At 62.1% G+C, this 24,573-nt stretch carries 38 protein-coding genes and 1 tRNA gene; 22 read left to right on the forward strand and 17 right to left on the reverse strand.

What is annotated here, in order from left to right; all coding sequences use genetic code 11:
• Positions 1-67: 67 nt before the first annotated feature.
• The 12 genes from ACH6CX_RS02495 to ACH6CX_RS02550 form a co-directional block, all read right to left on the reverse strand.
• Positions 68-1,243, reverse strand: coding sequence for a phage major capsid protein (locus tag ACH6CX_RS02495; RefSeq protein ID WP_396674626.1), 1,176 nt, complete (start codon positions 1,241-1,243; stop codon positions 68-70).
• An 87-nt stretch (positions 1,244-1,330) separates the two neighbouring features.
• Positions 1,331-2,137, reverse strand: a complete 807-nt coding sequence (locus ACH6CX_RS02500) for a head maturation protease, ClpP-related (RefSeq protein ID WP_396674628.1) — start codon at positions 2,135-2,137, stop codon at positions 1,331-1,333.
• A gap of 199 nt (positions 2,138-2,336) precedes the next feature.
• The gene (locus tag ACH6CX_RS02505) at positions 2,337-3,575 is read right to left on the reverse strand and encodes a phage portal protein (RefSeq protein WP_396674630.1); all 1,239 of its coding nucleotides are present in this window, start codon (positions 3,573-3,575) and stop codon (positions 2,337-2,339) included.
• Complete coding sequence (locus ACH6CX_RS02510; RefSeq protein WP_396674632.1) at positions 3,572-5,290, reverse strand: terminase large subunit; 1,719 nt, start codon at positions 5,288-5,290, stop codon at positions 3,572-3,574. Before ACH6CX_RS02510 ends, ACH6CX_RS02505 begins: the two co-directional genes overlap by 4 nt.
• Positions 5,291-5,298: 8 nt before the next feature.
• The gene (locus ACH6CX_RS02515; RefSeq protein WP_396674634.1) at positions 5,299-5,766 is read right to left on the reverse strand and encodes a P27 family phage terminase small subunit; all 468 of its coding nucleotides are present in this window, start codon (positions 5,764-5,766) and stop codon (positions 5,299-5,301) included.
• Between the two features lie 96 nt (positions 5,767-5,862).
• The gene (locus tag ACH6CX_RS02520; protein WP_396674636.1) at positions 5,863-6,225 is read right to left on the reverse strand and encodes an HNH endonuclease; all 363 of its coding nucleotides are present in this window, start codon (positions 6,223-6,225) and stop codon (positions 5,863-5,865) included.
• Positions 6,209-6,433, reverse strand: a complete 225-nt coding sequence (locus ACH6CX_RS02525; protein WP_396674638.1) for a hypothetical protein — start codon at positions 6,431-6,433, stop codon at positions 6,209-6,211. Before ACH6CX_RS02525 ends, ACH6CX_RS02520 begins: the two co-directional genes overlap by 17 nt.
• Before the next feature lie 46 nt (positions 6,434-6,479).
• Positions 6,480-6,998 carry a hypothetical protein gene (locus ACH6CX_RS02530; RefSeq protein WP_396674640.1) on the reverse strand — a complete coding sequence of 173 codons (519 nt, stop codon included), beginning with the start codon at positions 6,996-6,998 and terminating at the stop codon, positions 6,480-6,482.
• Entirely contained in the window at positions 6,986-7,393 is a 408-nt protein-coding gene (locus ACH6CX_RS02535) for a D-Ala-D-Ala carboxypeptidase family metallohydrolase (RefSeq protein ID WP_396674642.1), read from the reverse strand. The genes ACH6CX_RS02530 and ACH6CX_RS02535 overlap by 13 nt, the downstream gene beginning before the upstream one ends.
• Positions 7,394-7,582: 189 nt before the next feature.
• Positions 7,583-7,927, reverse strand: a complete 345-nt coding sequence (locus ACH6CX_RS02540) for a hypothetical protein (RefSeq protein ID WP_396674644.1) — start codon at positions 7,925-7,927, stop codon at positions 7,583-7,585.
• A 323-nt stretch (positions 7,928-8,250) separates the two neighbouring features.
• Positions 8,251-9,969 carry a primase-helicase family protein gene (locus tag ACH6CX_RS02545; RefSeq protein ID WP_396674646.1) on the reverse strand — a complete coding sequence of 573 codons (1,719 nt, stop codon included), beginning with the start codon at positions 9,967-9,969 and terminating at the stop codon, positions 8,251-8,253.
• Positions 9,966-11,000 carry a PriCT-2 domain-containing protein gene (locus ACH6CX_RS02550; RefSeq protein WP_396674648.1) on the reverse strand — a complete coding sequence of 345 codons (1,035 nt, stop codon included), beginning with the start codon at positions 10,998-11,000 and terminating at the stop codon, positions 9,966-9,968. The genes ACH6CX_RS02545 and ACH6CX_RS02550 overlap by 4 nt, the downstream gene beginning before the upstream one ends.
• A 132-nt stretch (positions 11,001-11,132) precedes the next feature.
• Between ACH6CX_RS02550 and ACH6CX_RS02555 the strand changes: the two genes are divergently transcribed.
• Complete coding sequence (locus ACH6CX_RS02555; protein ID WP_396674650.1) at positions 11,133-11,405, forward strand: hypothetical protein; 273 nt, start codon at positions 11,133-11,135, stop codon at positions 11,403-11,405.
• 244 nt (positions 11,406-11,649) lie between these two features.
• Here ACH6CX_RS02555 and ACH6CX_RS02560 read toward each other — a convergent pair whose 3' ends face one another.
• A complete protein-coding gene (locus ACH6CX_RS02560) occupies positions 11,650-11,880 on the reverse strand; it encodes a hypothetical protein (RefSeq protein WP_396674652.1) in 231 nt (76 codons plus the stop codon).
• Positions 11,881-11,984: 104 nt separating this feature from the next.
• Between ACH6CX_RS02560 and ACH6CX_RS02565 the strand changes: the two genes are divergently transcribed.
• From ACH6CX_RS02565 to ACH6CX_RS02575, 3 genes are all read left to right on the forward strand, one after another.
• The gene (locus ACH6CX_RS02565) at positions 11,985-12,653 is read left to right on the forward strand and encodes a LexA family protein (protein ID WP_396674654.1); all 669 of its coding nucleotides are present in this window, start codon (positions 11,985-11,987) and stop codon (positions 12,651-12,653) included.
• 206 nt (positions 12,654-12,859) lie between these two features.
• The gene (locus tag ACH6CX_RS02570; RefSeq protein ID WP_396674656.1) at positions 12,860-13,054 is read left to right on the forward strand and encodes a hypothetical protein; all 195 of its coding nucleotides are present in this window, start codon (positions 12,860-12,862) and stop codon (positions 13,052-13,054) included.
• The gene (locus ACH6CX_RS02575; protein ID WP_396674658.1) at positions 13,044-13,349 is read left to right on the forward strand and encodes a hypothetical protein; all 306 of its coding nucleotides are present in this window, start codon (positions 13,044-13,046) and stop codon (positions 13,347-13,349) included. The genes ACH6CX_RS02570 and ACH6CX_RS02575 overlap by 11 nt, the downstream gene beginning before the upstream one ends.
• 57 nt (positions 13,350-13,406) lie before the next feature.
• On the opposite strand, the gene ACH6CX_RS02580 is transcribed toward ACH6CX_RS02575, so the two are convergent.
• A complete protein-coding gene (locus ACH6CX_RS02580) occupies positions 13,407-13,670 on the reverse strand; it encodes a hypothetical protein (RefSeq protein WP_396674660.1) in 264 nt (87 codons plus the stop codon).
• 43 nt (positions 13,671-13,713) lie between these two features.
• Positions 13,714-14,520 (reverse strand): DUF6694 family lipoprotein, encoded by an 807-nt coding sequence (locus tag ACH6CX_RS02585; protein ID WP_396674662.1) that lies wholly within the window; start codon positions 14,518-14,520, stop codon positions 13,714-13,716.
• Between the two features lie 184 nt (positions 14,521-14,704).
• Here ACH6CX_RS02585 and ACH6CX_RS02590 point away from each other — a divergent pair, with 184 nt between their 5' ends.
• From ACH6CX_RS02590 to ACH6CX_RS02675, 18 genes are all read left to right on the forward strand, one after another.
• Positions 14,705-15,040 carry a response regulator transcription factor gene (locus ACH6CX_RS02590; RefSeq protein ID WP_396674664.1) on the forward strand — a complete coding sequence of 112 codons (336 nt, stop codon included), beginning with the start codon at positions 14,705-14,707 and terminating at the stop codon, positions 15,038-15,040.
• Positions 15,037-15,222 (forward strand): hypothetical protein, encoded by a 186-nt coding sequence (locus tag ACH6CX_RS02595; protein ID WP_396674666.1) that lies wholly within the window; start codon positions 15,037-15,039, stop codon positions 15,220-15,222. Before ACH6CX_RS02590 ends, ACH6CX_RS02595 begins: the two co-directional genes overlap by 4 nt.
• Positions 15,219-15,542: a hypothetical protein gene (locus ACH6CX_RS02600; RefSeq protein ID WP_396674668.1), complete on the forward strand. Its 324-nt coding sequence runs from the start codon at positions 15,219-15,221 to the stop codon at positions 15,540-15,542. The genes ACH6CX_RS02595 and ACH6CX_RS02600 overlap by 4 nt, the downstream gene beginning before the upstream one ends.
• Positions 15,539-15,700, forward strand: a complete 162-nt coding sequence (locus ACH6CX_RS02605; RefSeq protein WP_396674670.1) for a hypothetical protein — start codon at positions 15,539-15,541, stop codon at positions 15,698-15,700. The genes ACH6CX_RS02600 and ACH6CX_RS02605 overlap by 4 nt, the downstream gene beginning before the upstream one ends.
• Before the next feature lie 4 nt (positions 15,701-15,704).
• Positions 15,705-15,869, forward strand: a complete 165-nt coding sequence (locus ACH6CX_RS02610) for a hypothetical protein (RefSeq protein ID WP_396674672.1) — start codon at positions 15,705-15,707, stop codon at positions 15,867-15,869.
• On the forward strand, positions 15,862-16,155 hold the full coding sequence (locus ACH6CX_RS02615) for a phage antirepressor KilAC domain-containing protein (RefSeq protein WP_396674674.1): 294 nt from the start codon (positions 15,862-15,864) through the stop codon (positions 16,153-16,155). The genes ACH6CX_RS02610 and ACH6CX_RS02615 overlap by 8 nt, the downstream gene beginning before the upstream one ends.
• A 33-nt stretch (positions 16,156-16,188) precedes the next feature.
• Positions 16,189-16,887, forward strand: coding sequence for an Nmad5 family putative nucleotide modification protein (locus ACH6CX_RS02620; RefSeq protein ID WP_396674676.1), 699 nt, complete (start codon positions 16,189-16,191; stop codon positions 16,885-16,887).
• Positions 16,888-17,166: 279 nt separating this feature from the next.
• Positions 17,167-17,508, forward strand: coding sequence for a hypothetical protein (locus tag ACH6CX_RS02625; protein WP_396674678.1), 342 nt, complete (start codon positions 17,167-17,169; stop codon positions 17,506-17,508).
• A 26-nt stretch (positions 17,509-17,534) separates the two neighbouring features.
• Positions 17,535-17,675 carry a hypothetical protein gene (locus tag ACH6CX_RS02630; RefSeq protein ID WP_396674680.1) on the forward strand — a complete coding sequence of 47 codons (141 nt, stop codon included), beginning with the start codon at positions 17,535-17,537 and terminating at the stop codon, positions 17,673-17,675.
• On the forward strand, positions 17,672-18,181 hold the full coding sequence (locus ACH6CX_RS02635; protein WP_396674682.1) for a hypothetical protein: 510 nt from the start codon (positions 17,672-17,674) through the stop codon (positions 18,179-18,181). The genes ACH6CX_RS02630 and ACH6CX_RS02635 overlap by 4 nt, the downstream gene beginning before the upstream one ends.
• Entirely contained in the window at positions 18,178-18,456 is a 279-nt protein-coding gene (locus ACH6CX_RS02640; protein ID WP_396674684.1) for a hypothetical protein, read from the forward strand. Before ACH6CX_RS02635 ends, ACH6CX_RS02640 begins: the two co-directional genes overlap by 4 nt.
• Complete coding sequence (locus ACH6CX_RS02645; RefSeq protein WP_396674686.1) at positions 18,456-19,010, forward strand: hypothetical protein; 555 nt, start codon at positions 18,456-18,458, stop codon at positions 19,008-19,010. The genes ACH6CX_RS02640 and ACH6CX_RS02645 overlap by 1 nt, the downstream gene beginning before the upstream one ends.
• Positions 19,007-19,282: a hypothetical protein gene (locus ACH6CX_RS02650; RefSeq protein WP_396674688.1), complete on the forward strand. Its 276-nt coding sequence runs from the start codon at positions 19,007-19,009 to the stop codon at positions 19,280-19,282. The genes ACH6CX_RS02645 and ACH6CX_RS02650 overlap by 4 nt, the downstream gene beginning before the upstream one ends.
• Entirely contained in the window at positions 19,279-19,566 is a 288-nt protein-coding gene (locus ACH6CX_RS02655) for a hypothetical protein (protein ID WP_396674690.1), read from the forward strand. The genes ACH6CX_RS02650 and ACH6CX_RS02655 overlap by 4 nt, the downstream gene beginning before the upstream one ends.
• A complete protein-coding gene (locus ACH6CX_RS02660) occupies positions 19,563-19,979 on the forward strand; it encodes a hypothetical protein (protein ID WP_396674692.1) in 417 nt (138 codons plus the stop codon). The genes ACH6CX_RS02655 and ACH6CX_RS02660 overlap by 4 nt, the downstream gene beginning before the upstream one ends.
• A gap of 19 nt (positions 19,980-19,998) precedes the next feature.
• Positions 19,999-21,366 (forward strand): DNA cytosine methyltransferase, encoded by a 1,368-nt coding sequence (locus ACH6CX_RS02665; protein WP_396674694.1) that lies wholly within the window; start codon positions 19,999-20,001, stop codon positions 21,364-21,366.
• A gap of 460 nt (positions 21,367-21,826) precedes the next feature.
• Positions 21,827-22,060: a DUF4224 domain-containing protein gene (locus ACH6CX_RS02670; protein ID WP_396674696.1), complete on the forward strand. Its 234-nt coding sequence runs from the start codon at positions 21,827-21,829 to the stop codon at positions 22,058-22,060.
• An 18-nt stretch (positions 22,061-22,078) separates the two neighbouring features.
• Positions 22,079-23,116 carry a tyrosine-type recombinase/integrase gene (locus ACH6CX_RS02675; RefSeq protein WP_396674698.1) on the forward strand — a complete coding sequence of 346 codons (1,038 nt, stop codon included), beginning with the start codon at positions 22,079-22,081 and terminating at the stop codon, positions 23,114-23,116.
• A gap of 8 nt (positions 23,117-23,124) precedes the next feature.
• Here the strand turns inward: ACH6CX_RS02675 and ACH6CX_RS02680 are convergent, their stop codons facing one another.
• The gene (locus ACH6CX_RS02680) at positions 23,125-23,898 is read right to left on the reverse strand and encodes a hypothetical protein (protein ID WP_396674700.1); all 774 of its coding nucleotides are present in this window, start codon (positions 23,896-23,898) and stop codon (positions 23,125-23,127) included.
• A 177-nt stretch (positions 23,899-24,075) separates the two neighbouring features.
• Positions 24,076-24,151, reverse strand: a tRNA-His gene (locus ACH6CX_RS02685).
• Positions 24,152-24,573: the final 422 nt, after the last annotated feature.

Here is a 24,573-nt window from a genome sequence, read left to right on the forward strand (position 1 = left end):
TATCCAGCCCCGGGAAGGGGCAGAAGCGGAACCCGGCCCGGGGCCGGGCTCCGCCAGCGGGTCAGGCTTATACCGCCTGCTGCAGGGTCTTGACCGCCTCGGCCACCAGCAGCTTGCCGTCGGTGCGCTTGCGCATGCGGAAGCCGATGTGGCCGGTGTCGGCGTACTTCTCGTTGAGGCGCTGCATGACGATGCCGCCGCGATCGGCGATGCGGTACTGGCTGAAGTCGCCGAACGCCAGCGACTTGGCGGTGGTGCCGACCGCGGGCATGGCCTCGGAGGTCTCCATGCGGTAACCCAGGAACATATCCGGGGTGCCGGCCTGCAGGCTGGGCTGCCACAGGGGCACGCCGTCGGTGGACTTGAGCTTGCGCAGCATGCCCACGGTGGCGTCCTTGGCCAGGAAGCTGGCGCCGCGGCGGTAGACGGCGCGCACCGAGTGCACCAGGTCGATCACCTCGTCGTAGGTGATGGCGCTGTTGCTGGCGGCGGTCTTGCCCACCTGCGCGGTCACCAGCACGCCGGTGGGCTTGTTGGTGCCGTCGCCGTTGACGAACGCGGCCTCCTCGGCGGTGCCGAAGGTGATGCCGAAGATGCGCGCGATCTCGGCCTCCAGGTTGACGCTGGAGTCCTGCAGCAGCTCCTCGGAGATGCGGATGATGCGGCCCAGCTTGTGGGCGGCCAGCACGGCATTGCCGAACTGCGCGTCGGACTCGGGGTAGGAACCACCCTCGGCGACCCAGCCGGCGGCGCCGTTGTCGGATACCAGCGGCAGGTTCTCGGTGCTCATGGTGCTGGTGACGGTGGCCAGGCTGCGCATGACCACGTTGTCGCCCAGCGAGGCGATCAGGGTGCTGGCCCAGCTCTCCGGTACCAGGAAGCCGCCGTCGGCGTCGGTGCCGACGGTGAGCGCGGCCTTGACGTCCATGTTCAGGCCGGCGCGCACGTAATCCTCGTAGCTGGCCACGTACTCGCTGGCGGCCAGCGGGTTGGACGGGTTGCGGGACTCCGGCTCCGGGCGCCGCGCGGGGTTGTCCACCTCGGCCAGGCTGGCCTCGAGCTCTTCCACGCGCTTCAGATTCGCGATCTGCTTGTCCAGCGCGTTGAGGTCCTTGTCCATCTCTTTCCACTGGGCTTCCTGGTCAGAGGTCATGCCCTTCTTTTCGTCGGTGTTGTCCACCAGGTTGCGCATCTGCGCCGCGAGGTTGCCGCGCTTCTGCTGCAGGTCGATGAGCTTACTCATAGTGTTCTCCGTTTTCTTCGGACGTAAAAAAACCGGCCAGCGGCCGGTTGGGATTTGCGAGAAGCGCGGTCACGCTCCTGCTCGCATTCAGGGCCCCGCGGCGATCTCGGTGAGGCGCGCGTAAAGCGGGGTGCGGTGGTTGTAGGTTTCGGGTTCCGGCTCCTCTTCGGCGCCGCCGTTGAACAGCCCCGGGTTGTCCTTCAGGGCCTGGCGGATGCCGGCCACCAGGGCGTCGGGCTTGATGTCGGCGCCGGACTGGATGGGCTGCTTCGGCCTTTGCGCCTGCGGCTGCTTGCCGGCGATCAGTGACTCAGGCACGCGCTTGCAGCCCTTGAACTTCTCCGGCGCGAAGCTGGCGGCTACCTCGAGGCCCTCGACGGTGTCGTCGGCGAAGCCCTTGTCCACGCACTCGCTGGCGGTGAGCCAGGTCTCGTCGTCGAGCATGGTGGTGAGCTCGTCCAGCGGAATGCCGGTCTTGGCGTGGTAGATGTTGAGCATGGACTCGCGCAGCTTGTCCAGGGTGTCGGCGGTCTTGCGCAGCTCGCGGCTATCGCCGCCGACGTGGGTCCAGGGGTTGTGGATCATGTACATGGCGTTGTCGGCCATGATGACCCTCTCGCCGGCCAGCGCGATGACCGAGCCCATGGAGGCCGCGAGGCCGTCCACGTAGCTGGTGATTTTCGCCTTGTGGCGCTTCAGCGCGTTGTAGATGGCGTTGCCCTCGAACACGCTGCCGCCCGGGGTGTTGAGGCGCAGGTCGATCTCGTCCACGTCGAGCGCGTTGAGCTCGTCGATAAAGTCCCGCGCCTCGACGCCGAACATGCCGATGTAGTCGTAGATCAGGACCTCGGCGCGGCGCCCGGCCGCGGCTTTCATTTCATACCACTTAGGCATTGTCGCCTCCCGGTTGTGTTAGCGCCCGCCGCATATGCCGCATCGCGGCAGCGGCCAGGGGCGCGGGAAATGGTGGCAAATAATTCGCGACGACGGAGGCGCTGGCGGTGCCGGTGGCGGCGGGCACTTAGCGGCGCAGGGCTGGTAGCCGTTGCCGTTGCGGCCGTTGTAACCATTCCGGCAGGAGCGGCACTGGCATTCAGGCATTGTCGTCTCCGCTGTTGCTGCCGCCGCTCTCGCGCGACTGGGTGATGGGGGCCATGTTGATCTGCAGCCAGTGCTGGTCGCCGCCCTCGATCTGGTTCATGTTCTCGAGCCGGCGCATGTCGTTGATGCTGATGGCGCCCGCGTTGAACAGGTTCTTGTAGAACTCGGAGCGCGCCTTGGCGTCGCCGCGCAGCAGGCCCTCGACGCTGTGCTGGGCGTAATACTGCTGGCGCTCCATGGGCGACAGCAGGTCGCGGAACACGCTCTGCTCGATGCGCTTGAGCCACGGCAGCAGGCTGTAAACCACGAACTGGATCGACTGGTGCTCAATGTTGCTGAAGGTAGCTTTCTCCAGGTCGCCGACCATGTGCGGCGGCACACCGAAGATGGCGCAGATCTCGCGCAGCTGGTATTTGCGCGATTCCAGGAACTGGGCGTCTTCGGCGCTCATGCCGATTTGCTTCCACTTGGTGCTGTCCTCGAGGATGGCCACCTTGTGGGCGTTGGCGCCGCCCTGGTGGCGTGCGCTCCAGCTGCTGCGCAGCCGCTCGTAGGCCGGGTCGGACAGCGTGCCCTCCACCTCCAGCACGCCGCCGGGGCGGGCGCCGTTGGAGAACAGCCGCGCGCCGTGCTCTTCCAGCGCCAGCGACAGGCCGATGCCCTCGCGCGCCTGGCTGATGGGCGACAGGCCCACGATGCCGTTGGTGGACAGGCCGGCGATGCGCCACATGCGTTCCGGCGGCAGGGTGCGGATATCGCCGTCGTGGATCTCGAACACCAGCCGCCGGGTGCGCTCGGAGCGGCCCACCCACACCTTGTCGGGATTGACCGGCCACACGCCGCGCACGCGCCCGGCGCGGTCGCGCTCCACTTCGCTGTAGGCGTTGCCGCGCAGCTGCAGGGCGGCCATCAGCTGGGTGCGGAAGTCGATCGAGGTCATTTCCTCGTTGGGCAGGTCGTGCAGCAGCATCTGCAGCGGGTGCTTGCTGGCCACTTCCCGGTCGCCGTCGCCCTGCCGGCGGTACACGTTGAAAGGCAGCGCAGCCACGGTGTCGGACAGGATCCGCACGCAGGAGTAGACCGCGGCCACGCGCAGGGCGGTGTCCGGGGTGACGCTCTTGCCCGCTGCGGACTGCGGCCCGGTGAGCGCATCCAGCAGGTCGTCGCTGGGGCTCTTGAGCGTGCTGGTCTCCGCGCTGGGCGAGAACATGCTGCGCAATAGTTTGATCATAAGAAGCGGATGCCTCTGGATTCGTAGACGCTCTCTTCGGCTTCCTCGCCGGAGAGCGCGATGGTGAAGGCAATCAGTGTGGCCACGGCGCCGTCGATCTTGGTATCGCGGTTCTCTTTCACCGGGCGGATTTTCTTGCCGTCGTCGATCTCTTTGGCCACCACGTTGCCCATCATCCAGGTCAGGACCGGGTTGCCGTCGTGGTGGATGCGACCGGCCTTGAGCAGTGCCTCGAATTCCTTCATGGCATCGCTCATGGCGTAGTTTTGCGGCACCTCGATGACCTCGAGGTCCTTGGCCTCCTTCTGGAGGTTCTGCGCCAGCTGGGTTGCGCCCCAGGGGTCGTAACCCATGGCCCGCACATCGAAGTCGCGGATGTCGGTGAGCACGTCGCCCTGGATCTGGTCGTAATCGATGGTCTCGCCATCGGTGGGGATCAGTGCCCCCTGGTGCTCCCAGGCCTGGTAGTGGCGGTTGCTCTCTTCCTTGATTTTCTCCTCGGGCAGGTAGTGGCGCCCGAAAATGTAATAGTGCGTCTGGCCGTCGATCGCGCGCTGGAACACGCTCATGTTCGAGGTGATATCCAGCTTGCTGGACAGGTCCAGCGCCTTGGTGCACGGATCGTGCAGGAAGTCGTCCACCTGCAGGTCCGGGTCCGCCTGCTTGTTCCAGTCCACCATGTTGAGCCAGGCATTGCGGGCGGTGACCCACACGTCCAGGTGCTTGGTCCTGAATGTGTTCTGCTTGCGCGGGCTCTGGATAGCTTCGCGCTGGCGCGCCTTCAGGTAGTCGGCCCCGACCGATATGCCGTAGTTGGGGTTGGCCTTCACCAGCGCCTGCTCGCTGGTCCAGTCGTCCTCGGCATCGATGGTGTAGACAATTCCGAACAGTTCGTCATTCTCGATGCTGCCCTCAAGCACCGACTGCAGGTCCTGCTGGATGGCGTAACACGGCCCGGCCACCTGGTTGCCGGCAGTGGTGATGCCCAGCATCAGCGGCTGCTCCCGGGCGCCCATGCCGGTGAGCATGGTGTCGTACAGCACGTCGTCCTGGTGCTCGTGCACCTCGTCCAGGATCGCGCAGCTGGGGCTGGCGCCGTCGCCTGGCTTGCCGATCACCGGTTCGAAGCGGGAGTTGTCCGGCAGCCGCTTGGTTCCGCGTTGGTCGCATTCCAGCCGTCGCGCGTGTGAGGTAACGCCGTAGGCGCGCCGGAAGCTGGGCGTGCGCTCGGCCATCTTCTGCGCCGGGCGGTAGACTTCCCATGCCTGCTTCTCGCTGGTAGCGCCACAGTAAACCTCGGCCCCGTACTCGCCATCTTCGGTGAGCATATACAGGCCGATACCGGCGGCGATCACCGACTTGCCGTTCTTGCGCGGCACACAGATATAGGCAATGCGGAACCGGCGCAGGCCGGTCTCACGGTGCACCCACCCAAACAGGCTGCCGAGGATGAACTTTTGCCACGGCTCCAGGCGGATCCGCTTTGACAGTCCCCTGCCCGCCGCCCACTTGCCCTTGACGTGCGGCAGCAGCTCCACGAAGCGGATGATCTTGAGCGCCTTGGCCTCGTCGAATACCCAGGGCCAGGACTCGTCACTCGGGCGTTCCAGGTCGTCGACGTGGCGCTGTACCGCGAGGATTTCCCAGCGGCAGGCCGGGCGCGCCCCGGTCAGGACATCAGTGCAGTAGCCCTGAATGTCCGCTAGGTGATCCACATCCCACGTCATAGCCTGCCGAAATCGTCGTCATCAAACAGGCTGCCCTGCTTGTCGTTGAAGCGCAGCTCGGTGGCCGGGGACATGCCCAGTTGTGCCACCATGCTGTTCCAGAAGCGGCCCACTTCACGCAGCTGGCCCACCTCCGGAAAATTCTTGATCTGCTTGCCGTTACGACCGAACACCTCGTAGGTGCGACCCTTCTCGTCGATGAACTGCCGCAGCTCATCCATCTCCACCTTGGTGCGGCAGTATTCGTACACGTAGTCCACGAACAGCGGCTTCAGCCGCCCTGCCCTTGCCAGCTCCGGCGCGATGCGGTCCCACACCCGGCGCTCTTCCTTCGAGATGCCGCGCGGGCGCAGGTCCTTGGCCAGCTGCTTGAGCTCGGCCTCCTTTTCGGCAGTGGCCTGCTCGTTCTGGTCGGCAGCAGGATGAGCGACAACATTGCTCCCCTGCGGATATCGTCCAGCCATAACAGTCACCAGGTGAAAACCCGCAATGGGTTTTTTGGATTCAATTCAACACGCATAAAAATCGACTTAGGGCGGCGGTGTTGGTGGCGAAGGGTGCTAGGGATTGACCCCGCCCCTCCCCCGTGCGCCACCGCCTTCCTGCGCGGTCTTGCGCAGATGGCATGGCTTGCAAAGCAATTGAAGATTTTCCAGATCGTCAGTGCCGCCTTGCGCTTTGGGTTTGATGTGGTCGACGTGCGATCCCTGGACAGCCAGCCCAGCCTTCAGGCAGGACTGGCAAAGACCCTTGTCTTTCCGGATAACCACCAAGCGCCGCTTGCGCCAACGGTAGCCATAGCCCCGCTCGGTGTCGGTACCCTTCCGCTTCTGCCAGTTATCCCAGCCAGTTTGTCGCTGCGGGCAATTGCCCGAGTGCGCCTGGTTGCACTTGGCGCAAAAGCGTTTAGCTCTGGCCGGCACTGTCTTGCTCGTTGCTTGCCTGCTCCCGCAGCCAGCGCTTGTGCTCTTTCTCCAGCTGGTAACGCTTTTCGTTCCAGTACCACATGCCGACGAGACTGCCCACGCCAACACAAAAACCGCCGTAAGCCACAATGAACTCGCCAAGCTGGCCAGCTACTGCGGAGACGAACCCGGCAAACGGTGCCAAGTAGGTTGCCGCTTTAGCCATAACGGCCTCCCTTGCCGCGTCGTAATTGCTCACCGAGGCCATAGCTTCACTTGTTTTTGAAGTTAGCGGGCGTCAGCGCCCTATCACCAAACCACCAGGCGGTCGCAGTGCATGCGGTGAAGAACACGGAATACACCATGTACACCAGCAGCTCACGCCGCTCAGCAGGATCCAGCAGGCCGGAAACATCGTCGGCAATGGTGAAGAACACCAGGGCGGCGAGTATCCACAGCACCACAGTGATGAACGGGCGGAACAGAGACTTGACCGCGGCCACCCAACGATAGGAAGGCTGGTCGACCGCATTCTTGTGGCTGGCATTGAGCCCGCTCCAAGAACCCTCCTGTGCAGTGATCGCCAGCTCGGCCTCAGTCTCCTGAGACTTCGCCTCCATATTCAGGCGCAGCAGCTCTTCCTCGTGGGCCCACTTCTTCATCTCCCACTGCTGGCGCTGCTTCTCTTGCCAGTGCTTCGAAACCTGACCCACAACAGAGCCCAAGAAGCCGAACAGGCCACCGGACGCCGCACTTGCGCCCACACCGATAACTCCGCTTAACCATTCCACAGCTGTCTTGCTCCTCTGCCATACCAGAAGCGCCTCCGGCCCGGGTCGACGTGCAGGAAAGTCCGGTAATAACCGAACCCAGTAAAGCCGGCACGCTTGCATGCATCGCGCAGCGCGAGGCGGTCATGCCCAGCCAGAGAAAGGTCGAAAGCAATTAATTTGTGTTGAGACAGCGGCGCCCCACCGACGCGCGCATTGTGCAACGCACAGCGGTGACCGCTATTGATCCGGATCGGGCGCTTGATCTCATCGCGCACCGCCTGCAACGCATCCATCGCCGCGACGTTCAGATAGAACTCCCCACAGCAGGGGCACGCCAGATTCGGCTCTTGCGGGGAGAAGTCGGGCCAACGCCACACGGACTCGGGTATTTCCGAATAGTGCGGGTAGAGCACGGCGTCTCTCCTGAAAATCTTCCGCCCCAGAAAAAGCAACGGCGCCACTGGGGCGCCGTTGAACTTGGATCAGGGATTTACGATGGTCGATAACGAAAAAACCCGGCTGGGGGAGCCGGGTTTTCTTGAAGCCAGCAATGCTAGCTTGCATGCATTCAATCACTTCATTGTCACGCCGTCAACACCCTATCAGGCAATTCGAGGAAGAACCCCTCGATACACCTCAGCATTGAACAGGACATGCACCCCGTCGATGCGCCGGTAAAGAGTTTTCGTGGAGATACCCAGCTTCTTCGCCGCCTGGCCATGCGTCAGGTATGGCGGCAGATAGAACAGTCGCACCGTGTCACCCAGATCCTCGGGCAGACGCAGAACAAACTGCTCCACCTCGCGGATATCCGAATTGATAGGCACGGTACCCTCAGCAGTAGAACTGCCCACGACGCATTCCAGCATACTCAATGAAGAGCCGATGCCCATACCCTCCATCGACTGCGCCCACTCCATAAACCGCATATGTACTCGCTCGATCATTCCACTGCCCTCTTCGCCTGAATATCCATCTCTCGTAGGCCTCGTACCCCTGTCGTAGGGTTTGAAACCAAGGGGTACGACACCCCAGCCCCCGTCACAGCTTGCTTTGCCTTAATTCTCGTAGGGTCGTACCCCATTTCTGGTAATCCCGCGCGGAAAATTTTTTTAAAGATCCGGCCGCACCCGAACCTACTGCAAAACATGTGCGCGCGGGCGCGCGCGATAACCCCTACGACCCTACGACAAATCCGCTAACCTCACGTCTCATGCGGCCTGCAGAGTCGTACCCCCTTCGCGCAGACCCTACGACACCCCTACGAGCCCTACGAGTCATCGCCGCCACCAACGTCACTACTGAACACCGCCTGGCGGAAGTTCAGCACGCAGTCGCTCAACCACTCTTTCTGCGTCTTGCCCTCTGGCGGCCGGTGCTCCGTCACAATCAGGAACGTGCCCTGCACATCCTTCTTCGCCATCTCACCGAACCCGGCCGGGCGATCATAGGGCACCCGCGACTTTTTCTGGTTCACCGTGCCCATCGCCTCCGCGAACTTCGGGAAGCTCATGTGATGCATGCGCCAGCGCGCGCACCACTTCACGTACACCTCATAAAGGTCACCCACCAGGCACGAGTGGTAAGGTGCATCTGTTTCCTGCTCCTTCCACGCCCGGTCGAACACCTCCCAACTGGGGCGCCCAAACTCAATCAGCCGCTCTTTCGCTGCCGTCAGCGGCGGCTTGGTGTGCGGCCCGAACCCCGAAGTATCCACCGCCAGCAGCCAGGCATAGAACGCCTCGGCGCCGCCGTTGGCCAGCTCGTGGGCCACCCCGTTCTGCAGCGAGTCCGGCAGCTTGTGCTCCGGCCACACCACCAGGAAACGGCGGTCGTGCCCCTCCACCGGAAACGGCTGGATCTCGTTGGACAGGAACACGCAGTTCATGTGGTTGGCTTCCTCCCAACCGCTGACGAACTTCTTTTCCACCCGCACCGTCTCGCCGGTAATCATCTGCTTCAGCTGGCCCTGGTGCGAATACTTGCTCGAGCGCGAGAAGATCTCCTCGAACAGCCCGTACAGCAGGTTCGACACCCAGTCCGTGTACTGGCTCTCCATCTGCAGCTGCCCCAGAGTGCGGCTGTACTCGCCGTAAATCTTGCGCATCACCCCGTCAAAGAACAGGCTCTTGCCCGATCCGTGCACGCTCGAGTGCATCAACACCGCCGTGGCCATCTTCGCGCCCACATGCTGCAGCGGGTACGCCAGCCAGCGCGTAATCCACTGCCACACCTCGAAGTCCTCGTTGCACAGCGTGAACAGCAGCTCGCGGATAAACCGGCAGGCCTGGTCGTTGCGCTCCGGCGTCAGCGGCAGGCCGCGGAACATATTGATATGCGTCTCTGGATCCACCCGCCGCGTCGGGTCGAACACCAGGTTCTCCTTATCCACCTGCTTGCGGTCCGGGTGCCGGTACCAGTCATCGAACACCTTCGGGTACGAATGGCGGATATCCGCCAGGCGCACCACCTGCCGGCGCCGCGCGTCCCAGGCCGTGTCGCTCACGTCCAGATAGGTAAAACGCTTCAGCATCTCGCCCACTCCCCCGGCCCCCTTGTGGGCGGCCTGGCGCGCGGCGATATTGGCGCGCACGTCCTGCTCCAGCAGCTTGCGCTTGTCGCTGGCATCCATGAACTGCTTGAACACCTCGGCGCCCACCTCCGCCTTGAAGGCGCTGCCCTTCATCTCCCGGTGCAAATGTTCATCCCACACCTTGGTGGTACCGGAAATCAGGGCAAAGCGCTTTTTTGCGTCCTCCAGGGTAATTTCGCGCGCCTCAGCACCAACAGAGGGTGCGGGAGAATCGGGGGGCCCATCGAAGGGCGGCGGAATATCGGCCTCCTGCAGCGGCGCCCCGTTAGATGGGGGCCGGGGGAAGAACACCACGTTCTCCATAAAGTGGTCCCACTGCCGGCGGACTTCTGCGAGCCCGTGGCGGCAGTGGATGTCATTGAAGTCAATTCCCTGACCGGAATGTTTTTCTGTCACGCGGCATCCTCCAGCGCTTCCCCAGCGGCCGGGATCCACACCGCGCCGCCCACGGCCTCGGCCGCCTGGGTGGCCTTGCGCACCCCGGGGTTGTCTTCCTTGTCCGCGTCATTGTCCGCCGCGAACACCAGGTGCAGGTCCGGCCAGCGCTCGCGCACCTGCACCGCCACCGGCAGCAGGTTGCCTGTGTCGAAACACACCAGCACCGGGCAGCCGGTGGCCTCGCGCACGCTGGCGCCGGTGGCAAAGCCCTCCACCAGCACCAGCGGCATGCGCGGGTCCGGCTGGCCCAGCCAGGCAAACAGGCCGCTCTTGCGGCCACCGCGCAGGAACAGCTTCTTGCCGGTCGGCGTGATTACCTGCAGGTTCCACAGCTGGCCGTCGATATCCACCAGCGGCAGCGCAAAGAACCCCTTTTTGAAGTAGTGAAACTTGGGCCGCTCATTTTCCGCCAGGTTAAAAAATGCATTGATCTCGGCCCGGTCGGTCACCCGCACCGGTCCGTCCTCGCGCTGCACAATCAATTCGGGAGAGTGGAAAAACTTCACCCCGTGCGCCTGGATCTTCTTGCGTCCCAAGTACTCGCTGCGCCCGGCAGGCTTCAGGTCGGGAAACACCAGCTGCGCCAGCGCCGCCACCTGGCGGAAACTACGCGCCTCTTCCGCGGCCTCGCGCTCGGCATCGATCCTGCGCTGCTGCTCGCGTTCGGCGCGCTCCCTGGCCCATGCCCGCTTCTCCTCCTCGGTGAGCTCACGGCGCTGGAACTGGAAACCGCCCTCCTTCGCCTTCGCGAACAGCGTGCCGATGGTGATACCGCCGCTCGAGCGCTTGAAGCTCTTCCAGCAGGACCGGGCTGCGCGCGGGTCATAGTTGCCCGCCAGCTGGCTCCAGTCGTCCCACACCTCGAACCCGGCGTCGCCAAACTCCGCCTTGATGGCCATGCCCATCTCGATCCAGGTATCGCGCACATCCATATTGGCGATATATCCCAGCGCCGTGCGTACATCGTCCAGCGTACATTCCTCGTGCATGTGAATCCCCCAAGCGTTGGCGCCCATAGCGCGCGTTGAAATAGCCGTCTCTCCGGCTGTCACACCACTGTGCAGGTGTCGCAGGCCCCGATATGCTGAAAGCGCCAACCAACAGCGATCGGAGAAAATGTCATGGCGACCCTATTAGTCACTTACGACCTGAACCGCGAAACGAAAAGACCGCCAATGCTTCAGGCCATCAAAGAACTTGCAAATGGCAACTGGGCTAAGCTTTCCGAGTCCTCTTATGCAATTCGAACAAACCTAAATGCCGCCCAAGTACTCAACGCCCTGACTCCATTTATCGACCAGAACGACAACATCTATATCATCAACCTCAAAGCTCCGTGGAACGGCTTCGGGCCGCAAGAGGTAAATGCCTGGCTTGAGAACGCTCTTCGATAGCAATACCTTGTCATGCGCCTGCTGCCGGCCACTTGCTGCCACCAGCAATTAGCCGGCAGCAACTGCCCAACATCCGATTTACCTGACCTGCCGCTGGCCAACTCACTGTACAAATCCCCATAGATCCCGGCTGATTAACCGTCTCGTTTATCCCCCTCACAATGCCCGGCATAACGACATGAATGGATTGGGGATACAGGGATGACAATTTTTATACTTCTTTCGCCGACCAACCCACGGCCAGTCAGCTTGCCTGCTTCGCTTCTGGAAGCGCTTCGTAGCGCTCCGGATACAGCGCCTCCAGCTCAGAGATCAGCCCACCGGACGCACGTGCCAGCCGCTCGGCCAGTTTCTTGCCTACGGAACCCCGGGCAATCGCAATCTGCTTGAAATTCCCGAAGGTGGTGCCGGCGCGCTTCGCCAGGGCCTCCACCTCCTCCTTGGAGCGGTCGTAGTAAAACTGTCTCGGTGTCATGGCTTGTAATCCTCCTAAGCCCGAGACAATAGTAAAACCCTATTGTTGAGTCAATAGGATATCCCTAATAACGGTCAGTTATTTGCTAATGGCATAATTCGGCGATGGAAATCAAAGACATACGCAGGGACAACCTCAACCTGCTTGCCGGCGAGCACGGCAGGACAACGATCGCCCAGAAACTGGGATACCCGGATAACAACTACATAAACCAGCTCTGCGGCGGCCACACCAATATCGGTAACCGTACCGCACGGAAGATCGAGGCCGCACTGGATCTCGAAAAAGGATGGATGGACTACCCCCATGCCGCCGCCACCCTGGGTGAACCACACGGCAAGTACAAGCCGGCAGGTGAACACGACCCCGCGGGACAGGGCCGGGTACCAATGATCAGCTGGGAGGACGCCGGAAACCTCTGCGGCTTAGACGAAACCTTCGACCCTGACGCAGTCGAGTGGCTGCCCTGCCCCGTCAGCCACTCCGACCAGAGCTACGCGCTGCGCGTTAGCGGTGATAGCATGACCAGCCCCTACCCCGGCCAGCGCACCTATCCAGAAGGCGCCATAATCTTCGTGGACACCAACAAGAAGGTGACCAACGGCTGCCGGGTCATAGCCAAGCTGGATGGCGAGGTCACCTTCAAGACCTACTCCGAAGACATGGGCCGTACCTACCTGCGCCCCATCAACCCCAGCTATCCCGCCATGGATATCACCGACAAGGAGATAAGTTTTTGTGGCGTGGTGCTCGGATCGTTCATACCAGAGTAAGAAGCTCGGAGGCAGCATTGAAAGAAGAGTCAAACGGGGAGGACCTCGCGGGTGCAACGGCTTGGCAACGAGTCTACTCGCTGACCAGCAAAGAGATACTCGACTTCCTAGCGCGTAAGAATGGAGACAGGTCCCCACGATGTCCGCTTTGTGACAGTGTGGCATGGGTAGTCCTACCCAGTCCTGAGCAGAAAGGGACACCAGCCTTGTTTGAGGGAGAGACGCGCCCACGGACTGTGGAAGAGATGCTGGCCAAGGAAGAAGGCGGTTACACCAGACCCTTCTTCCTCCTCAACTGCATGAACTGCACCAATACTCAGTGGCTCGACGCCTACATGATGGCCCTGGTTGTCACACTGGAAGAAAGGGATAAAAAAGACGGGGGCTTGCGTGACGAGTAGAGATTCAGATTATACTGATAGCGTAGTTCGGGGCTATTTCCCCGAAGGCAAACATCCCGGTGGCCCGGGAGGACCAGGTGATATGGAAGCCCGCGTAGCGCGACTAGAATCTGACGTTGAGTACATCAAACGTGATATTAGCGAGATCAAGACAGATCTTCGTGAAATTCGTGGCGATATCGGCAAAGTCAAAGATTCAATCAGCTCAGCCAAAATTTGGGCTGTGATGCTTTATGTGGGGATGTTCGTCACATTAGCCGGCATAATGATTAGAGGCTTCAGCAGCTTGCATTAGCCTAATCTCTTTAAAGAGAGCCCGCATTTAGCGGGCTTTCTTTTGCCTTATAGGCGCTCAACTCACCGCACGCCCACAATGACAGCAGAGTGACGCCTGCTTCTTGATATCTTCTGCGCAGTGTGGGCATGGCCTGCGCGACTGATCCCCGGTGGTGATCACATTCAAGAGCCCGAGAGGACCCAGCACCAAGCCGTTCAAGAAGCCCATCACCGGGAAGCCGCGTCGCATGCCGATATGCGTGCTCAGCAGCACGCACACCGCCCACAGCAACAGCACCAGGTGCCACTTGGACAGCACTACTACCGCAAGCTCATCCATTAGCGCCCTCCCCGACGGAACAGACCCGCCAAATGGGTGAACATCACCCTTCACCGCTCCCGTAACTGGCCTTCAGCTCCGCCAGCCGCTTGCGGTCATCCTCATCAAAACCCCGGGAACTCGCGAGCGGCTCCCCATCAGCCCCGTCTACCTGCTGCACCACTACCGTAAACACAGCATCCTCGGGTGCACCCGCGTTGGCGAAATCGAAATACGCTGCGTTCAGGCGCCAGGTCGCTTCCTCATCCGGCTCCAGCCCGCCAGGGATCTGGTAATTGAACTGATCCACTGCCCACGGAATCGATCGCTCCGGACTCGCCAGCGTGCCCTCAAAGTAAGCCCGGGACACAGGCTGCCCGGTCCCGTTGCGTACAGTCAGCTCAATAACCTCATTCGTCGTCCAGCGTGACTTCTCCTCGTAATAGCGGGACTTCAGAACCTCGAACTGCTCCAGCTGCTCTTTGGCCGCCTCCGCTGCCGCCATAGAGTCCTCCAACTCTCGGATCTCACCAAGCGCCTGCTCCCGCTCGCGAGCTTTGCGCTGCCGATCCAACTCTGCCGCCATCTCTAAAACTTCAGCGGCAGTCTTCCCATCCAGCTTCGATCGCATCTCCGAAGCCATTAACTCGGCGCCAGTTTCGCCAGCCGCGGCCAGCTCAAAAATATCCTTACCGTTCATCATCAGTTTGATCACCGCACCGGCAAACTTTTCCTGCTGCGACTGTGGCAGCGCCTCAGCCACCTCTTGAACCGATGCCTCAAAAGCTTCTTTGCTTGAGCCATCAAGCCTCGGCTCCCCACAGCCAACCAAAGCGACAGCCAGCAGCAAACCAATAACCCATATTTTCATTGTTTCTCTCCATGGTTCTTTCCCATCCGAGCTTATCAGCGTCCCCGAACCCTTCAAAGTCGTACCAATTACGCCGTATTACAGAGTTCACAGCCCCCCAATAGCAAAAATTAGTAATTCCCTATTGACTGCTGAATAGGGTTTTACTATTGTCGCCCCAACATAACCAATAACGGGCCAGCAGATGACCACCGCCACATTCCGCAAACTCGCCCCCCGCCAGGCCGAAGCGCTTTCCCATCGCGCCCGGGGCCTGAGCAATGCCGAAACCGCGCAGGCCATGCGGTGCTCCGTGGCCAACGTCAGCAACCTGCTGGCCGAGTGCTTCTTCAAGTTGCACGCCCGTAACAGTGTCGACGCCGTGGCCAAGGCCGTGAAGCACGGCCTGATCCAGTTCGCCGTGGTGGCCAGCGTCATCGTCGGTGCCGGTCCAGATGCCAGCGAGCTGCTGCGCACCCGCTTCCAGCGCCGCCCCACCATCCAGACCATTCGCATCCGCAACCGCGAGGACCAGGTATGACCATCTATCTGCACCCCACCGTCACCAGCCAGCAGGCCATCCAGCAGCTGCAGCGCCGCACCGGGCGGATCGCCGTGGTCGAGTCCAACGGCCGGCGCGTGCGCCTGGTGGAGCAAAAGCCCCGCTTCGTGCCGCCCGTGCCCAGCAACGACCTGCCGCCCTTCGGGGGAGACGCCGCATGAGCCGCATGAACCTGGTGACCCTCACCCAGTACCAGAAAAGCGTCTTCGCCATGCTACGGGCCGAGCGCGCCAACACCGGGGCCAGCGAAGTCGCCGCCCTGGTACTGCTCAGCGCCTGGAACAGCGACGACTTCAGCCTGCCAGTGGCCGAGCTGTGCCGCCTCGACGATGACAACTTCCGCCACGCCATGAACGTGATCGAGCTGCGCTACTACGGTGCCGAGCCACACCGGATGGTGCCCAACGGCAATGAACTATTCGGCGAACTCTGCCGCCGCTGGGCCGGCTGCAAATCCAGCACCGCCGGGGCCGCGGCATGAACACCCTGCCGCACCCCTGCCCCCGCTGCAGCCACCCGGCCCAGCCGGCCTACAACGGCCAGCTGTACCTGCGCGGCTGGCTGTGCAGCAACCAGCGCTGCCGGCACTGGGAGGCCGCCATCGGCCGCGAACGCAAATTCCGCAAGGAACCCGGGTGACACCGTGAACGAATTCAGCCAGCTGCTGCAGGTCATCGAAGACCTCGACGCAAAGGTGCGCCGCCAGCAGCTGCAGATAAACACCATGCGCGACCAGGTTGCCGAGCTCTCCGAGCAGTTGTACGGCCACACCGAACAACAACCCGCAGAGGATCAGGCCAGTGACTAAAGAAAAGACCCTCACCCTCACCCAGGCCGCCAAGCAACTTGGCACCGGCAAAAACAGCTTGCTGGCCCGCCTGCGCGCCGCCGGCCTGCTGCACGCCAGCGGCACCCTGCGCAACGCGCCCACAAAGGCCGCCGTCAAGCAGGGCCTGCTCCGAGCCAGGTTCACCGAGTTCTACCGCGGCCCCGTGCGCGTGCAATACACCACCGCCGAGGTCACCGCCAAGGGCCTGGTGTGGATCGACGACCTGCTCGACCGCCAGGACGCCGAAGCGGTCAGCGCCAGCTGAACACTCACCACAAAAGCAAAAAGGGATTACGACATGAAATCATTTCCAATCACCAAAGAGATGCGGCAGGACATTGCCCAGCGCCTGACCTCGAAAGCGGTGCAGGCCGAGGTGGATGCCATAGCGGCCGAGGCCGAGCACATCAACAAGCGCTTCTGGAAACAGTACGAGAAGAAGCTGCGCGCTGCCTCCGGCGTGCCGTCCACCAAGTGGCCCGAGCTGATCCGCATCGGCATGGCCCGGTCAGTCCATACCCTCGTTCTTTACCGCCACGGCAAGAAGAACAACCACCACGAGGCATTCACCATCGAGCAGTCAAGAACCGAGGCCGATCTCCTGCGGGGAATGCTCACCACCCAAGTCAAAGGCAAGCTGTTCACGTGGCTCGGCAAAAGGTTCAGCCACAACCTGCACCTGAAAGCATGCGCGGGCAAGGCGATGCCCGACATGAACGAAGGCAACGTGGTAACCGATCCCGACCTGCTTGCCGATATCGATGCGCTGCAGGAACGGGTCAAGCACCTGTTTTCCGCAGTCAGGGACTTCCACTTTCAGACCGAGACCGTGCTGGCCTCCTGCCGTACCGCCAAGCAGATGCGCGAACTTTTCCCGGAGGGCGCCAAGCTCCTACCCCAGCCCCAGGCACCGCGCCAGGACCTGGCCCCCACCGAGCTCGCGGCATCGGTCACCGACATGCTCCGCCGGGGGGTGCCACCGGTTAAAGCCGCCTAAAGAACTTTCACCGCGCCCCGGGCGCATCAGTCGGAAGTAACCGTCGCTTGGGCCGCCTGTACGGGGCCCGCTTTTTAGAGGGAGCCGCCATGTACGTATACATCCAAACCGAGCCCGGGCTCTGGACCGTTGGCTTTTATCGGCCCGATGGTAAGTGGGTTTCAGAGTCCGACCATGAATCACCGAGCGCCGCGGCAATTCGCGTCGCACACCTAAACGGATCGAAGTAACCGTCTCGGCCCGCCAGAACCGGAGCCACTTTTTTCAGGGAGATAGCCAATGCGCCGCGAAATATCCAACCCCAGCGATAAAGCCACCATCGACTGCAGCGACCGCGAAGCGGCCTGCCTTGCCGTACTGATCCTCGGCCAGGGTAAGTACGGGATTATCGATGACGAGGGCGACCAGGGCATGCCGATCTTTGTCTTTGGCGGCGTTGAAGAGTGGATCGAGGACACCTTCGGCAAGTCCATCGAGCAATTCCAGGAAAGCGTCAGCCACGCCCGCCTGGCTGCGGCATTGGAGTCTGTGCAACTGGAAGGCGTGCGCAGCTCCATGAACGACTTCACCGGTCGGGCGCACCAGTACGCCGCCCAGCTGCGCGAAGCACAACAAGCATAAATAGCGAACCACTTGCAGGGGATCCCATGAACAACCACGACTGGCACAACGAAATGCAGCGCCGCCACTTCGAGCCGCAGCCCACCCTCGCCGCGCTGGTGATCGAGCTGTTGTTCTACGGCGCCGCCATCGGCCTGCTCGGTTACACCCTGGGGAACCTGGCATGAACCGCAGCCGCCATCCCACCGGCAAGCAGATCAACCGCCTGCTGCGCGGCCTGCGCCTCATCGCCATGGACAGCAACGGCCTCGAGGAGGACGGCAGCCCCATCCTCGGTATCGACGCCAGCGTGCCCACCATGCACGCGCTCGGTCGCCTGGGCAACGCCGACCACCTGATCCGCCGCCTGCAGCACAACTGGCTGGTGATGGTCGTGGTCATCATCCAGGACTGGCGCGGCGACATCGACACCGCCCACCACTTCTTTATCGGCAAGGGCCAGCGCATCAACGACCTGGCGCCCGACGTGCAGCCTCGGCTGGAGAAGATCCGCGAGGAAGTGAACGAAAAATTCATCATCGACTGGGGCTGGATCGCCGAGATCCTGCCCAACAGCAACCAGGACCGCAAGCAGGACACCGAGCGCTACCAGGAACGCGCCGAGGACTACCTGCAGCTTTTTATCCAGAACCGCCACCTCAATACCGACAATAGCCAGGAGAGCGCAGCGTGACCCAACAGGAACTAACCGATGCTATCTACAACGCGCACGCCAAAACCATAAGAAACATCGCCAAGTGCGTGATCGTCGCAGCTTTCACATTCATCGCCCTTGCCTTTTTCACTGGAAAGTTCGACAGAGACTCCACAGACGGACAAGAGCGCAGCGGAATGCGGCTGCATACCGACAAACTGACCGGCTGCCAATACCTGAGCGTGATCAACGGCGGCATCACTCCACGCCTGAGCACGGACGGAAAACACCAAGGATGCAGGGGGAACCGTTAATGGACCAGATCACGCAACTACTGCAGCGCGTCGCCCACCAGGCCGGCCACACCCTCACCCCGGGCCTGCAGCAGGAAATCAACGCGGCGCTGGCGCGGCCGGCCGCCGAACCGGTTACCACCGAGCCCGCCATGGTCGGGCACGTGAAATTCGGCCCGGGTATCCAGCACTCGTCGATCGTCAACGCCGCCATCCGCCTGCGCCGCTATCACGACGAGCAGCAACAAGAGAGCCAGCAAGCTCCGTTCTACGTTGTCTGGGATACCACTCGCGAAGACAGGGAGCGCAAGCACGTATTCACAACCCTCGACGCGGCGAAAAGTTTCGCCAGCCGTTGCAGCTATTCAGGCAGGGCAGCGATCACTGCTACTCAGGCGCGATCTCCTATCCCGCTCACCGACGCCGCCATCGTCGCCACCCTCGAGCGCCACGGCGTGCGCATAGAGTTCGGCACCGAGCACCCGGTCACCGCCCAGGTCGGCGACCTGCTCACCGCCGTGCGCGAGCTGCTGGGCCAGCCGATCCAGGTGGAAACCACCGGGGAGGCCGCATGAGCACCACCGCCACCCACAGGCCCAAACCCTGCGAGCAGGCCTGCAGCAAGTGCGGTTCCGCCGACGTCGCGCGCCAGTTCAGGGCCCGGGGCCAATCGATTCACAACGAAAAGTACGACCACTGCGACAACCGCTTCGCCAGTGGCCAGTGCCACGCGTACCACGCCGTTCGCGACCACATCGACCACACCTGCCGCTGCTGCGGGTACCGCTGGCAGAGCCTGCCACTGCCCAAGCGCCAGCGGGCCAAGAACACCCGGGAGGCTGCATGAAACACATCGATTCCCGCTTTGCCCTGTCCGCCCTCTGCTGGCTGACCGCCGGCGTGGTGCTGATGGCCATCGGCGCCGAGGGCTGGGCCCGCATACAGGGCGGCCACCCCTGGGCCGGCTGGCCCCTGCTGGCACTGGCCGCCAGCGGTCTGCTCAGCCTGGCCGGCCTGCTGATCCTGGCCCTCGTTGTCGCCTTCCTGCAGTGCCTGCTGGCCGCCCGTCTGCACGAATCCACCTACACCCTGCGCGACGGTCCGGCAGGCACTACCGAGGTGCAGCGATGAACACCACCAGCAACTGGCGCGGCCACCCGATCACCTGGGACTACACGGGCGAGCGGTGGATTTACGCCGACACCAGCGAACCCACCCTGGGCAACCGCCGCCCCTGTGGCCACTGCGGCAAGCCGGACACACCCGAAGGGCACGATGGCTGCCTGGGCTCCCTGCCGGGGGTTATGAACGCCTGCTGCGGCCACGGCTGTAAAGGCCTTGCCTACGTACAGTACCCCAACGGCCGGCGCCTGGCAGGCACCCGGGCCCTGCGCGAAATCCGCCGTTTACAGAAATCTCGCACCGGCAAGAAGCCCCTACTCCCGATCCCTGCGGCACCCCGAGCACTGCAACCCTGGATTGCTGCAGGTCTTTGGCTGGCATTAGTGGCAGCCGGTTTCGGAATTTATTGCCTGGTCAGCTGACAACAACGAGAACAAAGCAATGCACCCACAATTCCGCACCACACCGCAGATCGGTTTCAACTTCGATGAGCTGATCATCGACAGCTTCGCCGGTGGCGGCGGTGCCAGCACCGGCATCGAGGCCGCACTGGGCCGCCCGGTGGATCTTGCCATCAACCACGACCCGCAGGCCATCGCCATGCACACCGTCAACCACCCGCAGACGCGCCACTACTGCGAAAGCGTATGGGAAGTAGATCCACGCGCGGCAACCGGCGGCCGCCCGGTGGGCCTCGCCTGGTTCTCGCCGGACTGCCGGCACTTCTCCAAAGCCAAGGGCGGCACGCCGGTGTCCCCGCGCGTGCGCGGCCTCGCCTGGGTGGTACTGCGCTGGGCCGCCACCGTGCGCCCGCGGGTGATCATCCTGGAGAATGTCGAGGAGTTCAAAAGCTGGGGCCCGGTGGTGAAGGTGGGCGGCGACGGCGACTACCGCCCCTGCCCAAAGCGGAAGGGCAACACCTTCCGCTCGTTCATCAATGCACTGGGCCGCCACGGCTACCAGGTGGAAACCCGCGAGCTGCGCGCCTGCGACTATGGCGCCCCCACCATCCGCAAGCGCCTGTTCCTCATCGCCCGCTGCGACGGCCAGCCCATCAGCTGGCCCGAGGCCACCCACGGCCCAGGCCTCCAGCCCTACCGCGCCGCCGCCGATATCATCGACTGGAGCATCCCCTGCCCCAGCATCTTCACCCGCAAGCGCCCGCTGGCCGAGAACACCCAGCGCCGCATCGCCCGGGGCATCCAGCGCTTCGTCATCGACAACCCCGAGCCCTACATCGTCAAGGGCGCCGCGACCTTCGTCACCGAGCACGCCAACGGCTCCAACCCGCGCTCCTGGAGCGCCGCCGAGCCCCTGCGCACCCAGGTGGCCAGCATCAAGGGCGGCCACTTTGCACTGGTCTCCGCCTTCCTCGCCAAGCATTACGGCGGCAACTACACCGGCCCCGGGCACGATCTGAACCAACCCATCAGCACCGTCACCGCCAAAGACCACCACGCGCTGGTGAATGCCTTCCTGGTCAAGTACTACAGCGAGGGCGGCCAGTGGCAGCACCTCAACGAACCGGTGCACACCATCCCCACCAGGGCGCGCCTGGGACTGGTCACCGTGAAGGGCGAGGCCTACCAGATCGTCGATATCGGCATGCGCATGCTCGAGCCCCGCGAACTGTTCGCGGCCCAGGGCTTCCCGCCCGACTACATCATCAACCGCGACGCCAGCGGCAACCCCATCACCAAGACCCAGCAGGTGGCCAAGTGCGGCAACTCCGTATGCCCCGACCTAGCCGAGGCACTGGTGCGAGCGAACATGCAGGAAAATTCAATGCCGATGAGGGAGGCTGCATAGATGGCTGACACGGCATTTGAAGCTTGGGCAGGGAACAGAAGCCTACCCCTTTGGCGTCGCGCCGACGGTTACTACCAGGACCCGAGAGTGCAGCAGGCACTCATCGATTTCCAGTTCCGTGCTGGCCGCTTCAGGCCAGCCCAGACAGACTTCTTTGGAGGCGCAGCATGACAGCAGCTTACTTCGAGGACTGGCCAGCAGAGGAGCATGCCCAGGCGGTAAAAGAGTGCTTGGCAGCCCTGCGGCAATCTCTGCCCCGCCGCAATCTCAACCACTCCTACCGCTTCAGCGCCCGCGATGCCCTCGCGCAGGCACGGTATCTCGGCATAACAGAGATAGGCACCCTGCCGCGGCTCCCCCGGGATCCGAAACCAAACAACCACTCTCACCTGGCAGACAGAATGCCGGTGCAGTCGGAACTGTTCCAGCTGTGGCCAGCGCCAGCAGCCTGAGGTTACCCATGAGCACCCTAGTCACCAAAGCCGAGCTCGTGCGCCTCACCGGCGCCAACACGCCCGAGGCCCAGAAACAGGTCCTGGACGCCAACCGCATACCCTACGTGCGCCGCAGGGACGGTCAGCTGTCGCTCACCTGGGATATGGTCAACCAGGCCGCACTGGCCCGCATAAACTCGACCCCAGCAGCCAATGGGGCTAACCTGCCACCGGGATTCAAGCTACCGGAAGCCAGCTAAAAGAAGAAAATCGGGACAATGGGTCGACAACGAAAACCAGAAAACGCCTGGCTGCCTCAGTACGTGGAGCGGTACAAGAATGGCTACCGCGTCAACCGCCGCGGGCACCCCACCTGCCACCTGGCCTCCATAGACGCCAGCCGGTCCGACGTGTGGCGTGCCTATGAGCGCTGGCAGGCCGACCAGGTGCAGAAGACCTTCACCGTGGCTGACCTGATCGACAACTACTTCAGTAGCCCGCAGTACACCAAAGAACTTAAGCCCAGCACCCAGCAGGACTACGAGCGCTACAGTAAAAAGATTCGCGCCTCATTCGGCGAGATGGACCCCAACCAGATCACCAGCCCCGTAGTGCAGATGTTCATGGACGCCCGCGGCGCCAAGTACCCCACCGCCGCCAACCGCGAACGCACCTTCCTCGGCATTCTCATGAATTGGGGCAAGGCCCGGGGCTTTGTCAGCATCGAGGACCCCACCGACGCCGTGCGCCCCTTCAAAGAGGGGCCCGGCGGTCGATACGTCGAAGACTGGGAATACGAGGCTTTCTGGCACTGGCTAGGCAGCCACGGTCACACAATGCACCAGTGCGCCATGGAAATCGCCTACCTCTGCGCCGCCCGGCACCAGGACGTGATCGCCCTCACCCGTGCCGATATCCAGGAAGATGGCCTACTGGTCTACCAGCAGAAAACCGGCAAGAAACAGCTAAAACTGTGGACCGCGCGCCTGCGCGAGGCGGTCGACAAGGCCCTGGCCACCAACACCCAGGCCCGAATCCAGTCCGCCCACATCCTCCGCAGCCGCACCGGCCGCGCCTTCACCCGCACCGGGTTCAACAGCGTATGGCAGCGGGAACAACGCGAGGCACTGAAAGCCGGTGCCCTCCAGCAGCGATTCCGCTTCCACGACCTGAAAATCAAAGCCGCCAGCGACTTCGAAGGGGATGTACAGCAGTTCACCGGGCACAAGACCCGGTCGATGGCGGAGCGGTATAACCGGACGCCCGACCGGGTGGTGACCCTAGACCGAGCACAGCCCCCTGGCCGCGGTAAATAGCACGAAAATTAAGTTGACGTGCTTGACCCCGCACCTTCAGGAAAACGGTCCAATATCCAAGCAGCCAAGCTCTTACACTCGGACCAATAGACCGAGACCAGTACGAAGACATTTATCGCGACAGTCCAGAGAACCCCAAGCGTCGTGTAGGCGATGCCGTACAACGGGCCGAATATAGCTACCAATGTTGCGAATATTAAAATATTCGGCAGTATGACGCTGGGTAAATACTCTGTTCTGCTAATACCACGCCAAAGCAGCTGAACCTTGAGCGGGTATTCCTGCCAGCCCAAGGCGAACTGGTGTACCTGAGACGCATACTTACCTTTGACATTAAACGGAGCGTTCTTAACGATCCATGACGCATAGAGCGCTTCAAAGAATCCAGCAATTTCCAAATTCAGTGAATTAGGTATAACGCCAGATCCCTCTCCATCTAGTCGATGGCGATGATCGACTCTAGCCGAGGCTTTAGTTAGTGAGGCCCGACCCGCCCCATGCTGCAGATGCCCCCGAATATTCGCAACCACCTGTGACCAAGCAGTCTTAGATTTGTCAAAAACCTCCCACCGATACCAACTCCAGGCAAAGATAAAGATTGCGACGCCTTTTAGGACCCATGGTCGCTCAAAAGCCACTGCTATCAGCCCAATACTCGCGACTACGCCGTCGTCATGGACCCTGAAGTGCCCCCCACCGAGCGAATACACCAGGATCAATAGACAGATGACAATCAGGTTACGCCTGAGCGGGTGCACATCTTCAATGTTTGCTGGCGTCATTCGAAATGAACCTCTTGAATTTGGCAGTCAAGAGTACTGGCCATTGGCGACCATGAGAACAGCCAGAGTCTCGATCAACCGGCAAATTACCACACTGAATTACCACACCGGGCGCAGAAACGAAAAAACCCCGCACAGCGCGGGGTTTTTAAGACCTTGATTTACAAGGGTTTTATATGGGGTGGCCGACGGGGATCGAACCCGCGACCTCAGGAGCCACAATCCTGTGCTCTACCAACTGAGCTACGGCCACCATTGAAAGTGCTATGTACAGCGTCTTGTGGCAACGCTGAACCTGCCCTGGCACGAGGCCTGGCAGGGCCGGAATAGTCCTGCGACTACAATCCGGCAGTGGACCAAGTCGAGACTGCCTGACTATGACCACCTTATTAAAGGTTGGCGCACCCGGCAGGGCCGCTGCAAACGCCTGCGAAGTACTGCTTCGCGTTTGCTTCGGCGCCGATCAGCTGTGCTGATCGGCCGGAATAGTCCTGCAACTACAATCCGACAGCGGACTAAGTCGAGACTGCCTGACTATGACCACCTTTTAAAGGTTGGCGCACCCGGCAGGGCCGCTGCAAACGCCTGCGAAGTACTGCTTCGCGTTTGCTTCGGCGCCGATCAGCTGTGCTGATCGGCCGGAATAGTCCTGCAACTACAATCCGACAGCGGACT

This window comes from Microbulbifer sp. JSM ZJ756 (genome assembly GCF_044383805.1).
GTDB classification, from domain to species: Bacteria; Pseudomonadota; Gammaproteobacteria; order Pseudomonadales; family Cellvibrionaceae; genus Microbulbifer; species Microbulbifer zhoushanensis.